This is a genomic window from Variovorax sp. DAIF25, assembly GCF_050711835.1.
GTDB lineage: Bacteria > Pseudomonadota > Gammaproteobacteria > Burkholderiales > Burkholderiaceae_C > Variovorax.
Window position 1 is genome coordinate 7,051,434 of the sequence record NZ_CP136636.1, and the last position, 13,781, is coordinate 7,065,214.

Sequence of the window (13,781 nt, forward strand, 5' to 3'; positions counted from 1 at the left end):
GCCCATGACCGCATCCACCCCCACGCTGATCACCGACGCGCACCTCGAGGCGCCCGACGATTTCTACGAAGCGCTGATCGAGGCGCACCAGGGCCTGAGCACCGAGGAGAGCCATGCGTACAACGCGCGCCTCGTGCTGCTGCTGGCCAACCACATCGGCTCGCTGCCCGTGCTGCGCGAAGCGCTCGCGGCCGCGAAATGAACACCATCCAGTGAGGACACCATGACCGCCGCAACTCCCGCCACCGAGCGCCGCTACCAGAGCGGCTTCGGCAACGAATACGCGTCCGAGGCCGTGCCCGGCGCGCTGCCGCAGGGCCGCAACAACCCGCAGCGCGGGCCCTTCGACCTCTACACCGAGCTGCTCTCGGGCACCGCCTTCACCGCGCCGCGCCACGAGAACCGCCGCACCTGGCTCTACCGCCGCCAGCCCTCGGTGGTGTCGGGCCGCTACCAGCCCTATGCGCAGGCGCACTGGACCACCGGCGCCGACCGCGAGATCGCGCTGCCGCCCGAGCCGCTGCGCTGGCATCCGCAGCCGCTGGACGGCGCGGGGGAACATGACTTCGTCGACGGCATGCACACCATCGCGGCCAACGGCGATGCCGAGTCGCAGGTCGGCATCGGCTCGCTGATGTACCTGGCGGGCCGCTCGATGGACAAGCGCGCCTTCGTCAACGCCGACGGCGAGATGCTGGTGGTGCCGCAGCAGGGCCGGCTGGTCATCACCACCGAGCTCGGCGTGCTCGAGGTGAAGCCCGGCGAGATCGCGCTGCTGCCGCGCGGCATGGCCTTCAAGGTGGCGCTGCCCGACGGTCTCTCGCGCGGCTACGTCTGCGAGAACTACGGCGCGCACTTCCGCCTGCCCGAGCTCGGCCCGATCGGCTCGAACGGCCTGGCCAACGCGCGCGACTTCCAGGCGCCGGTGGCGGCCTTCGAAGCGGAAGACGGCGGCTACGAGATCGTCAAGAAGTTCGGCGGCCGCTTCTGGCACGCGCCGATGAAGCAGACGCCCTTCAACGTGGTCGCCTGGCACGGCAACCTCGCGCCCGTGAAGTACGACACCGCGCACTTCATGGTGATCGGCTCGATCAGCTTCGACCATCCCGATCCCTCGATCTTCACCGTGCTGACCTCGCCCAGCGACACGCCCGGCACCGCCAACTGCGACTTCGTGATCTTCCCGCCGCGCTGGATGGTGATGGAGAACACCTTCCGTCCGCCGTGGTTCCACCGCAACCTGATGAGCGAGTTCATGGGCCTGGTGCTCGGCGAGTACGACGCCAAGCCCGGCGGCTTCAAGCCCGGCGGCGCGAGCCTGCACAACAGCATGGTGCCGCACGGCCCCGACGAGGAAGCCTTCGACAAGGCCACCCACGCCGACCTCAAGCCGCACAAGCTCGACAACACGCTGGCCTTCATGTTCGAGAGCCGCTACCGTTTCATCCCCACCCGCTTCGCGCTGCAGAGCCAGGCGCTCGACACCGACTACGCCGACTGCTGGGCCGGCCTCAAGGACCAGTTCAAGCCATGAGCCCCGTCTTCGCCCTGACGCGCCGCGCCGCGGTCCTCGCGCTGCTCGCCGCGCCTTTGTTCTCGCAGGCCGCGGACTTCCCCGCCAAGCCGATCCGCTTCATCGTGCCCTACACCCCGGGCGGCACCACCGACCTGGTGGCGCGCACCGTGGGCCAGAAGGTGTCGGAGAAGCTGGGCCAGCCGGTGCTGATCGACAACCGCGGCGGCGCGGGCGGCAACATCGGCATGGACGCCGTGGCCAAGGCCGCGCCCGACGGCTACACCATCGGCTTCGGCGCCATCTCGACCAATGCGCTGAACCCGCACATCTACAAGTCGATGGCCTTCGATCCGCGCAAGGACTTCACCGCCATCAGCCTGCTGGGCACCTCGACCATCGTGCTCGAAGTGCCGGCGGCCTCGCCGATCAAGTCGGTGGCCGACCTGATCGCGGCCGCGAAGAAGACCCCCGGCATGCCCTACGCCACCGCGGGCGCGGGCACCTCGATGAACCTGGCCGGCGTGATGTTCGCGCAGATGACCGGCACCGAGCTGACCCACGTGGCCTACAAGGGCAGCGGCCCGGCCATCACCGACATGCTGGGCAACAACATCGGCCTGATGTTCGACAACCTGCCGGCCTCGCTGCCGCACATCCAGGCCGGCAAGCTGCGCGCGCTGGCCGTCGCCGGGCCCACGCGCTCGCCCTCGCTGCCCGAGGTGCCGACCATCGCCGAGGCCGGCCTCAAGGGCTATGCGCTCGAGCCCTGGTTCGGCGTCTACGGCCCCGCCAACCTGCCGGCGCCGATCGTGAAGGCGCTCAACGAGGCCTTCGTGGAGGCGCTCGCGCAGCCCGACGTGAAGGCCAAGCTGGCGCAGGCCGGCTTCTCGCCGCGCGGCTCGAGCGCGCAGGAACTGGCCACGCTCACGCAGACCGAGTACCAGCGGCTCGGCGAGGTGGCGAAGAAGGCCGGCATGACGGCCGAGTGAACCGAACACCGCAACGAAAGACACATCCATGACCACCGCACTGAACGCCACCCACGACCCGAAGCTGCGCAGCTGGGTTGCCTCGGCCAATGAAGCCGGCAGCGACTTCCCGATCCAGAACCTGCCCTTCGGCCGCTTCCGCGCCGCCGGCAGCACCGAGGCCTTCCGCATCGGCGTCGCCATCGGCGACCAGGTGCTCGACCTGCGCGCCGCCGGCCTGGTCGACAGCGACGACATGAACGCGCTGATGGCCGCGGGCACCAAGGAGCGCCAGGCGCTGCGCGCCGCGCTCTCGGCCGGCCTCGCCGAAGGCAGCGACAAGCAGGCCGCCTGGACGAAGGCGCTCGTCGCGCAGGCGCAGGCCGAGATGACCGTGCCCTGCCGCATCGGCGACTACACCGACTTCTACACCGGCATCCACCATGCGACCACCATCGGCAAGCTGTTCCGTCCCGACCAGCCGCTGATGCCCAACTACAAGTGGGTGCCGATCGGCTACCACGGCCGCGCCTCGTCGATCGGCGTGAGCGGCCAGGTCTTCAAGCGCCCGCAGGGCCAGACCAAGGCCCCCGATGCCGCCGAGCCCAGCTTCGGCCCGTCGAAGCGCCTGGACTACGAACTCGAGCTCGGCTTCCTCATCGGCCGCGGCAATGCGCTCGGCGAGCCGATCGCCATCGGCGAGGCCGAGGAGCACCTGTTCGGCGTGACGCTGCTCAACGACTGGTCGGCGCGCGACCTGCAGGCCTGGGAGTACCAGCCGCTCGGCCCCTTCCTCGCGAAGAACTTCGCGAGCACGCTGTCGCCGTGGATCGTGACCATGGAAGCGCTCGCGCCCTTCCGCGCGAAGTTCGAGCGGCCCGAGGGCGATCCGCAGCCGCTGCCCTATCTCGACGCGCCGTCGAACCGCGCCGCCGGCGCGCTCGACATCACGCTCGAGGTGCTGCTGCAGACCGCGAAGATGCGCGAAGCCGGCGAGGCGCCGGTGCGCCTCACGCTCGGCAACACCACCGAGGCCGCCTACTGGACCGCGGCGCAGCTGGTGACGCACCACACGGTGAACGGCTGCAACCTGCAGCCCGGCGACCTGCTGGGCTCGGGCACGCTCTCGGGCCCGAAGCCCGACCAGGCCGGTTCGCTGATGGAGCTCACGCTCGGCGGCAAGCAGGCGGTGACCTTGCCCAACGGAGAGAAGCGCACCTTCCTCGAGAACGGCGACACGCTGGTGATGCGCGGCTGGTGCGAGCGCGCGGGCGCGGTGCGCATCGGGCTCGGCGAGGTCAGCGGCACGGTGGTCTGACGCCACACCGGCGTTCGCCATCCGCAAGGCGATGAAGGCGGTGGAGGCGGCAACGCCTTCACCGCCTTTTTCACGTCAGGGCCTCAGGGCTTCGGCGCGATCACGAGCGCGAGGCCATCGGGATTGCGCGGGTCGGACACCGGCACCGGCGCATTGCCCACCACCTGGATCGCCTGGATGTTCTGGCCGCCGGCCAGTCCGTCCTGCATGGTCCAGCCGCGTGCGCGCAGGTTGTCGGCCGTGGCCGCGGGGAAGCGCTCGGCCTCGTAGTAGATGACGTTGTCGGGCAGCAGCTGGTGGTGGAAGCGCGGTTGCGCCTGAGCCTGGTCGAGCGGCAACTTGTAGTCGAGCACGTTGACCAGCACCTGGTAGACCGCCGTGAAGATGCGCGAGCCGCCGGGCGTGCCGAGCACCAGCGCGAGCTTGCCGTCCTTCACCGCGATGGTCGGGCTCATCGACGACAGCGGGCGCTTGTTGGGCTGGATCGAGTTGACGTCGCCGCCGACCACGCCGAACTGGTTCGGCACGCCGGGCTTGGCGGAGAAGTCGTCCATCTCGTTGTTGAGCAGGAAGCCCGCGCCCTCGACCACGATGCCGCTGCCGAAGCCGCCGTTGAGCGTGTAGGTGATGGCCAGTGCGTTGCCCCACTTGTCGACCACCGAGAAGTGCGTGGTCTGCGGCTTCTCGCCGGTGCTGACCGGCGGCACGGGGTCGGTGCCGAGGCCGGGCTTCACCTTGGCCAGCGGCGTCGGCGTGGCGGGGTTGGCCTCGGCCGCGCGGCCCTTCAGGTAGTCGTCGGCCAGCAGCTTGAGCATCGGCACCTGGTAGAAGTCCGAGTCGCCGAGGTACTGCGCGCGGTCCGCGAACACGCGCTTCTCCATCTCCGCCGTCAGGTGCACGTACTGCGCCGAGTTGAGCGGTGCCTTGGCGAACTGCGGCTCGAGGTCCTTCTTCATCTTGAGCAGCTGCCCGATGCCGAAGCCACCCGAGCTCGGCGGCGGCGCGGTGTAGACCGTGTGGCCGTTCCAGTCGATGGAGACGGGCTCGCGCCACACCGCCTGGTAGTTCTTCAGGTCGTTCTTGCTGATGAGGCCGCCGGTGCGTCCCATCTCGGCCACCAGCAGGTCGGCCGTCTTGCCGGTGTAGAACTCGCTGCCGCCGTTGTCGCTGATGCGCTGCAGCGTGTCGGCCAGCTCGGACTGCTTGAACAGCTGCCCTTTGATCATCTTGCCGCCGAAGTACTTGTTGAAGTTCGAGCGGCTGTTGACGGTGGTCATCTCGGCCGTCGAGTACGCGACGAAGCCATTGCGCGCATAGGCGATGGCCGGTGCCAGCACCTGCGCCCAACTCAGCTTGCCGAAGCGCTGGTGCGCGGTCCACATGCCCGCGACCGAGCCCGGCACGCCCGCGGCCAGCGAGCCGTCGAGGCTCAGGCCCGGGATCACGTCGCCGTTCTTGTCGAGGTACATGGTGGGCGTGGCCGCGCCCGGTGCCTTCTCGCGGAAGTCGAGGAAGTAGGGCTTGCCGTTCATCCAGGTCGTCATGAAGCCGCCGCCGCCGAGGTTGCCCGCCTCGGGCAGGGTCACGGCGAGGGCGAAGGCCGTGGCGACACCGGCATCGACGGCATTGCCGCCCGCGTCGAGGATCTGCTTGGCGGCGGCCGCGCCGAACTGGTCGGGCGATGCGACCGCCCCGGCGTTGAGCGTGGTGCTCTCGGCCGGAGGCGACGCGGGAGGAACGATGGGTGCGAAGGCAGTGCCCGATCCACCACCGCCGCAAGCGGAAATACCGATGGTGGCGAACAGGATCAGGGAATGAAATGCGCGGCGCGACGTGGCGTGCGTGAAGGGCACTGTGAGTCTCCTCAAGTTGTGAATCTCTGGCATGCTCGCCAGGCTTTTTGGGGGTGCGCACTCCCGGGGGCGGACTGTAGTGCCCGGTCCAGCCAGCGTCTAACGAAAGATTTTCGAGTTACCTATTCCGGATCCTCATGGAGACAAGAAAGCTGGCGCACCTGATCGAATTGGCGATGACCGGCTCCTTCAGCCGCGCGGCCGCCAACCTGCATCTCACGCAATCGGCACTGAGCAAGAGCATCCAGTCGCTCGAGATGGAACTCGGCGCGCCGCTGATCGAGCGGCTCGGGCGGCGCTGCACGACCACCGCCGCGGGTTCGCTGGTGGTCGAGCGCGCGCGCCGGCTGCTGGTCGATGTCGACAACCTCTCGGTCGGCGTGCGGGACGAGGCCGTGCTCGAAGGCACGCTGCGCGTGGGCTTCGGCGCCGGTCCCGGCGCCTGCATGAGCGCGGACTTCATCACCCACGTGCTCGAGACGCATCCGCGCATGAAGCTGCTGGTGCGCCGCGGCACGGCGCGCTTCCTCATGAGCGCCTTGCGCGACCGCTCGATCGACGCGATCCTCATCGACGCGCGCTCGCTGGTGCTGTCCGACGAGCTCGTGGTCGAGCGCATGGGCGGCCTCGCGGGCGGCGCCATCTGCCGCGTCGGCCATCCGCTGGCCACGCGCGCGGCGGTCACGATGCAGGACCTGCTGCAGTTCCCGATCCTCAGCACCGACGTGTCGGACGAGGTGGCCACGCTGACGAAGGAGCACTACGGCCTGACCGACGACGTGCGCCACTCGACCACCGTGGAGTCGGAGGAACTCGAGCCCCTGATCGCCGCGACGGCGCGCTCCGACGCGATCTTCTTCGGCGCGCTGGCGGCCGCCGGCGAGCAGATCGCCGCGGGCCGGTTGCGGCGCATCACGGTCGAGTCGCAGCTCGAGGTGTCGATCCCGGTCGCGCTCGTGCGCCTGGCCAGCAAGGGCGAACAGAAGCTGGTGCAGGTGGTGCGCGATTTCGCGGCCCACTGGTTCGAAGCGCGGGAGGCCCCATGACGCCGTCTTCATCACGCATCGCGAAGCGCGTGCTGACGAGCGCGCTGGCCGGTCTCACCTTCGGCGCGCTCGCGCAGGAGCAGACCATCCGCATCGGCCTGGTCGCGCCCATGAGCGGCGCGCTGGCCGTCTCGGGCAAGGCCAACCAGAAGGGCGGGCAACTGGCCGTGGACGAACTCAATCGGCAGCAGTTGCGCATCGGCGGGCAGCGCGCGCGCTTCGAGCTGATGGCCGAGGACGATGCGGGCGACCCGAAGCAGGGCACGGCGGCCGCGCAGAAACTCGTGGACGCCAAGGTCAACGGCGTGGTCGGCCACCAGACCTCGGGCTCGGCCATTCCCGCCTCGCGGCTCTACAGCGAGGCGGGCATTCCGCAGGTCTCGCCTTCGGTCACGGCGCCCAAGTACACCGACCAGGGCTTCAAGACCACCTTCCGCATCGTTGCGGGCGACGCCAGCATCGGCGACGCCATCGCCACCCATGCGGTGCGGCAGTTGCGCATGAAGCGCTTCGCGATCGTCGACGACCGCAGTTCCTACGGCCACGGCATCGCCGAGGAGTTCGCCAAGGCCGCCGTGCGCGCGGGCGGCACCATCGTCGGCCGCGAGCACGCGAGCGACAAGAGCAGCGACTTCTCGGCCATCCTCACGGCGATCAAGGCGCAGCAGCCCGATGCGATCTTCATCGGCGGCATGTACGCGATGGCCGGCCCGATGCTGCGCCAGATGAAGCAGCTCGGCCTCGGCGCCAGCGTGCTCGGCGGCGACGGCATCTGCGACAACGAACTGCTGCGCCTGGCCGGTGGCGCGGCGCGCGACGACCAGGTGTTCTGCGCGGCCTCGGGCGAGATCGAGGACGACCGCGAAGGCCGGCTGCGCGACTTCAGGAAGGCCTACCGCCAGCGCTTCGACATGGACCCGGAGCTGGTCTCGCTCTATTCCTACGATGCGGTGAAGGTGCTCGCGGATGCGATGCGCCGCGCCGATTCCGCGAACCCCGAGACCTACCTGCCCTTCCTGGCGCGCACGCGCGACTACGCCGGGCTCACGGGCAGGATCTCCTTCGATGCCAAGGGCGACCTGCTGCATCCGCAGCTGGCGCTCTACACCTTCAGGCGCGGCGTGCGCGCGCACCTGGCGACGATCCAGATGCCCTGAGCGGGTGGGCTCAACGCACCTTGAACACGGCCTGGTCGGCCTGCAGGCTGTAGGGCGCCACGCGCGCCTTGTACGCCAGCAGGCTCTGGATCACGCGGCGCGCATCGGCGTCGGCGCGCGCGCTGGCATCGAGCTCCACGCGCGTGGCCTCGCGCAGGGCCTCGACGACGGCCGGCGGCAGCGCCTCGATGCGCGTGCCGCGCGCCTCGAGTTCGCGCATCGCCACCGCGTTGCGGTCGTTGGCGCGCGCGATCGAGCGCAGCGCCGCGGCCTGCGCCGACTGCCGCACGATCTGCTGCAGGTCGGCCGGGAGCGCGAGGAACTTCGCGCGGCCGATGAACAGGTGCATCGCCACGTCGGGCTCGTGCCAGGGCGCGACGTAGTGCGGCGCATAGCGCGCGAGCGGCAGCGTCGCGTCGATCGCGGGGCCGACCACGTCGGCCGCGTCGATGCGGCCCTCGGCGAAGGCCGGCACGATCTGCCCCAGCGGCAGGTTCACCGGAACCGCGCCCACGCGCGCCAGCACGCGACCCGGAAAGCCCGCGATGCGCACGCGCACGCCGCGCAGGTCCTCGGGCGTGCGCAGCGGCTTCGCGAACCAGCCGCCCATCTGGATGCCGGTGTGGCCCGCCGTCAGCGGCAGCACGTCCAGCGGCGCCAGCACCGCCTCGAACAGCGCCTGGCCACCGCCCTCGTTGAGCCAGCCTTCCTGCTCGACCGGCAAGAGGCCGAAGGGCACGGCGGTGAAGAAGTCGATCGCGGGTACTTCGGCGGCGTAGTACTGCGCCGTGGTGTGCACGAGGTCGAACTCGCCGCCGCGCAGCGCCTGCAGCAGGCCCGCGGGCTTGCCATGGCGCGCGGGATCGATGGTCTCGATGCGCAGGCGCCCGCCCGAGGCGGCGTTCACGGTGTCGGCGAAATCGAGCGCGGCTTCGTGCAGCAGCGGCAGGCTGGTGGGCCACGAGGTGCCCATGCGCCACACGATGGGCTGCGTGCCCGGTGGCGCGGCGGCCGGTGCCGCGCAGCCGGCGAGCGACAGCGCGAGCGCGCACGGCAGCAGGAGCGCGGCCAAGCCGCGGCGCAGGAGAGCGAAGTTCCCGGGCATGGCCGTCACTCCGCAACGATGCGTTTGTCCGCGGCCAGCTTGCTCCAGCGCGCGATCTCGGCCTTCAGGTAGTCCTGCGCCTGGGCCGGCGTGCCGCCCGCGACGTCGGTGCCCAGCGCCGCGAGCTTGTCGCGCACCTCGGGCGACTGCAGCGTGCGGTTCATCGCATCGGCGAGCGCATCGACCACCGGCTTGGGCAGGCCGGCCGGGCCCATCAGCATGTACCAGGCGCCGATCTCGTAGTCGGGCACGCCGGCCTCGATCACCGTCGGCACCTCGGGCAGGCTGGCCGCGCGCTGGCGCGAGGTGACGGCGAGCGCGCGCAGCTTGCCGGCCTTCACCTGCTGCAGCACGGTGGGCACGGTGTCGAAGTTCACGTCGACCTGGCCCGCGATCAGGTCGGCCAGCGCCGCGCCGCTGCCCTTGTAGGGCACGTGCGTCATGGTGGTCCGCGTGGCCTGCTGGAACAGCTCGGCCGCGAAGTGCTGCTGCGTGCCCGCGCCCGAGGAGGCGTAGTTGATGCCGCCCGGCTTGGTCTTCGCGAAGGCGATGAATTCCTGCAGCGTCTTCACGGGCAGGCTCGCGGGCACGGTCACCACCTGCGGCACGCTGCCGATCAGCGTGATGGCGGTGAAGTCGCGCGCCGCCGCGTAGGGCAGCTTCGGCATGATCGCCGGCACCATCGCGTTCGAGCTCACGTGGCCCAGCAGCAGCGTGTAGCCGTCGGGCCGCGCGCGTGCCGCGGCGGCGGTCGCGATGGTGCCGCTGGCGCCGGCGCGGTTCTCGACGATCACCGGCTGCTTCAGCAGCTCGGACAGGCGCGGCGCGACCTGGCGCGCGATCAGGTCGGTGCCGCCGCCGGGCGCGAAGCCCACCAGCAGCGTGACCGGCTTGGCCGGCCAGTGCTCCTCGGCCGCCGCGGGCAGCAGCCCGAGCAGCGCCCAGGCTGCGAGCGCGGCGCCGGCCGCGCGCATGCGTTGTCTCGTCGTCATGCTTGTCTCCTTCGTTCTGTGCGTCTGTGCGCGCGCGCCGGACTCAGTGGAATTCCGTCAGGCTGCCGAAGCCCGGGAACTGGTCCTTGATGCCCATCCTGCGCAGCGCCGACCAATAGATCACCGGGCCCGAGGCGAAGACCGGCTTCCTGAGCCACTTCTCGGCATCGTTGGCCACGCGCGCATAGGCCAGGTTGGTGCCCAGCTGCAGGATCGCGTCGGGCTTGGCGGCCTCGCAGCGCAGGGTGGCCTCGGCGAGCTGCTCGTAGGTCTGCGAGGCGACGTGGATGATGCTCTTGCACTTGAGTCCCTCGACGTGCACCACCTCGAAGCCGCGCGACGTGAAGTAGCTGATGGCGTTGGTCTCGATCACCGGGTAGTAGGGCGTGAGCAGCGCGATGCGCTTCGCGCCGCAGAGCTTGAAGGCCTGCTCGGCCGACTGCGCGCCCATGGTCACCGGCACGCCCGAGAGCTTCTCGAGGTGCTCGAGCAGCGCGAAGCTGCCCTTCTCGCCGCCCATGTAGCTCTGCGAGGACATGCCGAGCACGAGGTGGTCGATCAGCGCTTCCTTCAGGCGGCGCACCGAGTCGTCGAGGTTGGCCGTGACGTTGCGCATGATCACCGACCAGTCCTCGTCCTGCGCGATCTTCTGGTTCGGCACGTAGTAGCGGTCGATGGCGTTGATCACGCCGCGCGGGCGCATGTCCATCATCTCGTTCTCGACGTTCACGTTCGGTCCCGGCGTCATCACGCCGATCACGCCGCGCGGGCCGAGGGCGTTGGTGTAGCGATCGGTGTCATGGGTCGAGCCTGCGATTTCGACGATGCCTTGCTGGAATGCATTCATAAATTGCCTTTTGAAGCTGGATTGGGAGAGTTTCGGGGGTTCAATTGCTGCAAATGAATGCGTTCAATGTAGCGGAGGCCAGCCGGCTCGGTCAACACTTTGAATTCAAATAGCCGAAAATTCTCTCTTTCGAGGGCTCTTATCGGCGAATTAATCGAAAAATGAATTCATAATTGCCCATGGCCAAAGAATTCGTTCACAACGATCTGCTCGGAAACCTGCGCGAGGTGTTCGTGCAGGGCGAGTTCCCGCCGGGCAGCAAGGTGCCCGAAGCCCTGCTGTGCGAGCGCTTCGGCATCTCGCGCACGCCGTTGCGCGAGGCGCTCAAGGTGCTGGCCGCCGAAGGCCACGTCGAGTTGCTGCCCAACCGCGGCGCGCGCGTGCGCGAGCTGTCGCTCGAGGAGGTGGAGGGGCTGTTCGCGGTGGCCGGCGCGCTCGAGGCGCTGGCCGGCGAGCAGGCGGCCGCGCGCGTCACCGACGCGCAGCTCGCGGAGATCACCGCGCTGCACGAGCGCATGCGCAGCGCCTTCGCGGCGCGCGACATGGCGAGCTACTACGCGCTGAACCGCGGCATCCACGAGACCATCGTGCAGGCCACGCGCAACCCGGTGCTGCTCGACCAGTACGCGCTGATCAACGCGCGCATCCGGCGCATCCGCTTCAACTCGCCGATGACGCCCGAGATCTGGTCGCGCGCGATGGCGGAACACGAGGGCATGCTCAACGCGCTGGCGCGGCGCGACGCGGCCTCGCTGTCGGGCATCCTCAAGACGCACCTGAAGCACAAGTGCGAGGCGATCCTCGAGGGGATGAAGGCCACCGCGGAGGCGACCGCGGCGCAGGCTGCGAGTGGATCGCGGCGCAAGGCGGCCTGAACGCGCAGCACCGCCTCCCCGGGGAAAGCCCCCTGCCCCCAGTCCGTCACGCTTGATACGATTTTTCCGCAAACGCCCATTCCACAGGCGTCGGAGACAAGATGGACCTGGACATCCCCAGCGGCGCCGCCGAGGCGCTGTACCGCACCATGGTGCGCATCCGCGCGTTCGAGAACGCGGCCGAGACGGCCAGCCAGGGCGGCGTGAGCGCCTATGGGCAGCAGGCCGGCGGCGCGGCCAAGGTGCGCGGGCCGCTGCACCTGTCGACCGGGCAGGAAGCGGTGCCGGCCGGCGTCTGCGCGCACCTGCGCACGAGCGACTACCTCACGTCCACCCACCGCGGCCACGGCCACACGCTGGCCAAGGGCGCCGACCTCGCACGCATGATGTGCGAGCTGTTCGGCAAGGCCACGGGCTTCAACGGCGGCAAGGGCGGCTCGATGCACATCGCCGATTTCTCGGTCGGCATGCTGGGCGCCAATGGCGTGGTGGCGGCCGGGCTGCCGATCGCGGTGGGCGCGGCGCATGCGCAGAAGGTGCTGGGCCAGGGCGACGCCCTCACGGTCTGCTTCTTCGGCGACGGCGCGATCAACCGCGGACCCTTCCTCGAGGCGCTGAACTGGGCCCGCGTGTACGAGCTGCCGGTGCTGTTCGTCTGCGAGGACAACCGCTGGAGCGCGACCACCGCGAGCGGCCCGATGACCGCGGGCGAAGGCGCCTCGGCGCGTGCCGAATCGCTGGGCATCGCGGCCACGCAGGTCGACGGCAACGACGTGTTCGCGGTGCACGCGGCCGCGGCGCGGCTGGTGGCCGAGGTGCGCAGCGGCGGCGGACCGCGATTGCTGCATGCGCTGACCTACCGCGTGAAGGGCCACGTGTCGGTCGACCTCGCGGCCTACCGCGATCCGGCCGAACTGGCGGCGGCGCTCGAGACCGATCCGCTGGCCCGCGCGCGCGGCCGGCTGCTGGAAGCCGGGCTCGAGGCGGCGGCGCTCGATGCGATCGAGAACGCGGCCACGGCCGAGGTCGAGGCCGCCCTGGCCACCGCCGACGCGGCACCCTGGCCCGAGGCCGGCGCCGCCTTCACCGACGTGCAGACCACGGGAGCCGGGCAATGGCACTGAACGCAGCGAACACCGTGGAAGAACTCAGCTATGCCGAAGCCGCCGTGCGCGCCATCGCGCGCGAGATGGAGGCCGATGCGCGCGTGGTCGTGCTCGGCGAGGACGTGGGCCGCGGCGGCATCTTCGGCCAGTACAAGGGGCTGCAGCAGCGCTTCGGCGAGCGGCGCGTGATCGACACGCCGATCAGCGAGGCCGCGATCATGGGCGCGGGCGTGGGCATGGCGCTCGCGGGCCTGCGGCCGGTGGTCGAGATGCGCGTGGTCGACTTCGCGCTGTGCGGCATGGACGAACTGGTGAACCAGGCCGCCAAGAACCGCTTCATGTTCGGCGGCCAGGGCCGCGTGCCGCTGGTGGCGCGCATGCCGGGCGGCATCTGGGACGCCTCGGCGGCGCAGCATTCGCAGTCGCTCGAGGCCTGGTTCGCGCACCTGCCCGGCGTGGTGGTGGTGAGCCCGTCGACGCCGCAGGACAATCACTCGCTGCTGCGCGCGGCGCTGCAGTGCGGCGACCCGGTGGTCTACATCGAGCACAAGACGCTGTGGGGGGCGCGCGGCCCGGTCGACGAGACGCTGGCGGTGCCGCTGGGCAAGGCGGCGCGCCTGCGCCAGGGCGACGCGCTCACGATGGTGAGCTGGAGCCGGCAGGCGCAGGTCTGCGCCGAGGCCTGCGAGCGGCTCGCGGCCGAGGGCATCGCGGTCGACCTGATCGACCTGCGCACGCTGTGGCCCTGGGACCGCGAGACGGTGTTCGAATCGTGCGTGCGCACCGGCCGGCTGCTGGTGGCGCACGAGGCGGTGCAGGCCGCGGGCTTCGGCGCCGAGATCGCGGCCAGCGCGGCCGAGGCCACGGGCTGCCGCATCGCGCGGCTCGGTGCGCCGCGCATCCCGGTCGGCTATGCGCCGGTGCTCGAGGCGCAGTCGCGCGTGGGCGTGGACGCCATCGTCGCGGCGGCGAAGAAGCTGGCGGGCTGACACGCGCCC

13 protein-coding genes are annotated in these 13,781 nt (G+C 70.3%); 9 read left to right on the forward strand and 4 right to left on the reverse strand.

The features are described from left to right. Positions 1 to 4: 4 nt before the first annotated feature. From R0232_RS32590 to fahA, 4 genes are read left to right on the forward strand one after another with little or no spacing between them, the layout of a single operon-like run. Positions 5 to 202 carry a DUF2783 domain-containing protein gene (locus R0232_RS32590; protein WP_057593179.1) on the forward strand — a complete coding sequence of 66 codons (198 nt, stop codon included), beginning with the start codon at positions 5 to 7 and terminating at the stop codon, positions 200 to 202. A gap of 21 nt (positions 203 to 223) precedes the next feature. Continuing rightward, positions 224 to 1,534: a homogentisate 1,2-dioxygenase gene (hmgA, locus tag R0232_RS32595; protein ID WP_431510708.1), complete on the forward strand. Its 1,311-nt coding sequence runs from the start codon at positions 224 to 226 to the stop codon at positions 1,532 to 1,534. Further along, positions 1,531 to 2,505, forward strand: coding sequence for a Bug family tripartite tricarboxylate transporter substrate binding protein (locus R0232_RS32600; RefSeq protein ID WP_431510709.1), 975 nt, complete (start codon positions 1,531 to 1,533; stop codon positions 2,503 to 2,505). The genes hmgA and R0232_RS32600 overlap by 4 nt, the downstream gene beginning before the upstream one ends. 28 nt (positions 2,506 to 2,533) lie before the next feature. Continuing rightward, a complete protein-coding gene (gene fahA / locus R0232_RS32605) occupies positions 2,534 to 3,802 on the forward strand; it encodes a fumarylacetoacetase (RefSeq protein ID WP_431510710.1) in 1,269 nt (422 codons plus the stop codon). A gap of 83 nt (positions 3,803 to 3,885) precedes the next feature. Here the strand turns inward: fahA and ggt are convergent, their stop codons facing one another. Continuing rightward, a complete protein-coding gene (gene ggt, locus R0232_RS32610; RefSeq protein ID WP_431510711.1) occupies positions 3,886 to 5,688 on the reverse strand; it encodes a gamma-glutamyltransferase in 1,803 nt (600 codons plus the stop codon). A gap of 104 nt (positions 5,689 to 5,792) precedes the next feature. On the opposite strand from ggt, the gene R0232_RS32615 reads away from it, so the two are divergent. Both R0232_RS32615 and R0232_RS32620 read left to right on the forward strand, forming a co-directional pair. Beyond that, the gene (locus R0232_RS32615; protein WP_431510712.1) at positions 5,793 to 6,701 is read left to right on the forward strand and encodes a LysR family transcriptional regulator; all 909 of its coding nucleotides are present in this window, start codon (positions 5,793 to 5,795) and stop codon (positions 6,699 to 6,701) included. Continuing rightward, on the forward strand, positions 6,698 to 7,858 hold the full coding sequence (locus tag R0232_RS32620) for a branched-chain amino acid ABC transporter substrate-binding protein (protein ID WP_431510713.1): 1,161 nt from the start codon (positions 6,698 to 6,700) through the stop codon (positions 7,856 to 7,858). The genes R0232_RS32615 and R0232_RS32620 overlap by 4 nt, the downstream gene beginning before the upstream one ends. 10 nt (positions 7,859 to 7,868) lie before the next feature. On the opposite strand, the gene R0232_RS32625 is transcribed toward R0232_RS32620, so the two are convergent. Genes R0232_RS32625 through R0232_RS32635 form a run of 3 tightly spaced genes read right to left on the reverse strand, consistent with a single transcriptional unit; the run spans position 7,869 to position 10,802 of the window. Continuing rightward, the gene (locus R0232_RS32625; protein ID WP_431510714.1) at positions 7,869 to 8,963 is read right to left on the reverse strand and encodes a TRAP transporter substrate-binding protein; all 1,095 of its coding nucleotides are present in this window, start codon (positions 8,961 to 8,963) and stop codon (positions 7,869 to 7,871) included. Between the two features lie 5 nt (positions 8,964 to 8,968). Further along, positions 8,969 to 9,955, reverse strand: coding sequence for a tripartite tricarboxylate transporter substrate binding protein (locus R0232_RS32630; RefSeq protein ID WP_431510715.1), 987 nt, complete (start codon positions 9,953 to 9,955; stop codon positions 8,969 to 8,971). Positions 9,956 to 9,998: 43 nt separating this feature from the next. Next, positions 9,999 to 10,802 carry a maleate cis-trans isomerase family protein gene (locus tag R0232_RS32635; RefSeq protein WP_093351091.1) on the reverse strand — a complete coding sequence of 268 codons (804 nt, stop codon included), beginning with the start codon at positions 10,800 to 10,802 and terminating at the stop codon, positions 9,999 to 10,001. 179 nt (positions 10,803 to 10,981) lie between these two features. Here R0232_RS32635 and R0232_RS32640 point away from each other — a divergent pair, with 179 nt between their 5' ends. From R0232_RS32640 to R0232_RS32650, 3 genes are all read left to right on the forward strand, one after another. After that, positions 10,982 to 11,677: a GntR family transcriptional regulator gene (locus R0232_RS32640; protein ID WP_431510716.1), complete on the forward strand. Its 696-nt coding sequence runs from the start codon at positions 10,982 to 10,984 to the stop codon at positions 11,675 to 11,677. Between the two features lie 101 nt (positions 11,678 to 11,778). After that, positions 11,779 to 12,801, forward strand: coding sequence for a thiamine pyrophosphate-dependent dehydrogenase E1 component subunit alpha (locus R0232_RS32645; protein WP_431510717.1), 1,023 nt, complete (start codon positions 11,779 to 11,781; stop codon positions 12,799 to 12,801). Further along, a complete protein-coding gene (locus R0232_RS32650) occupies positions 12,792 to 13,772 on the forward strand; it encodes an alpha-ketoacid dehydrogenase subunit beta (RefSeq protein WP_431510718.1) in 981 nt (326 codons plus the stop codon). Before R0232_RS32645 ends, R0232_RS32650 begins: the two co-directional genes overlap by 10 nt. Positions 13,773 to 13,781: the final 9 nt, after the last annotated feature.

Bases quoted from the DNA above. Each gene is read 5' to 3' on its own strand.
- fahA (WP_431510710.1), top strand. From the start codon at position 2,534: ATGACCACCGCACTGAACGCCACCCACGACCCGAAGCTGCGCAGCTGG.
- R0232_RS32590 (WP_057593179.1), top strand. From the start codon at position 5: ATGACCGCATCCACCCCCACGCTGATCACCGACGCGCACCTCGAGGCG.
- R0232_RS32650 (WP_431510718.1), top strand. From the start codon at position 12,792: ATGGCACTGAACGCAGCGAACACCGTGGAAGAACTCAGCTATGCCGAA.
- R0232_RS32615 (WP_431510712.1), top strand. From the start codon at position 5,793: ATGGAGACAAGAAAGCTGGCGCACCTGATCGAATTGGCGATGACCGGC.
- hmgA (WP_431510708.1), top strand. From the start codon at position 224: ATGACCGCCGCAACTCCCGCCACCGAGCGCCGCTACCAGAGCGGCTTC.
- R0232_RS32645 (WP_431510717.1), top strand. From the start codon at position 11,779: ATGGACCTGGACATCCCCAGCGGCGCCGCCGAGGCGCTGTACCGCACC.
- R0232_RS32620 (WP_431510713.1), top strand. From the start codon at position 6,698: ATGACGCCGTCTTCATCACGCATCGCGAAGCGCGTGCTGACGAGCGCG.
- R0232_RS32635 (WP_093351091.1), bottom strand. From the start codon at position 10,802: ATGAATGCATTCCAGCAAGGCATCGTCGAAATCGCAGGCTCGACCCAT.
- ggt (WP_431510711.1), bottom strand. From the start codon at position 5,688: ATGCCAGAGATTCACAACTTGAGGAGACTCACAGTGCCCTTCACGCAC.
- R0232_RS32630 (WP_431510715.1), bottom strand. From the start codon at position 9,955: ATGACGACGAGACAACGCATGCGCGCGGCCGGCGCCGCGCTCGCAGCC.
- R0232_RS32625 (WP_431510714.1), bottom strand. From the start codon at position 8,963: ATGCCCGGGAACTTCGCTCTCCTGCGCCGCGGCTTGGCCGCGCTCCTG.
- R0232_RS32640 (WP_431510716.1), top strand. From the start codon at position 10,982: ATGGCCAAAGAATTCGTTCACAACGATCTGCTCGGAAACCTGCGCGAG.
- R0232_RS32600 (WP_431510709.1), top strand. From the start codon at position 1,531: ATGAGCCCCGTCTTCGCCCTGACGCGCCGCGCCGCGGTCCTCGCGCTG.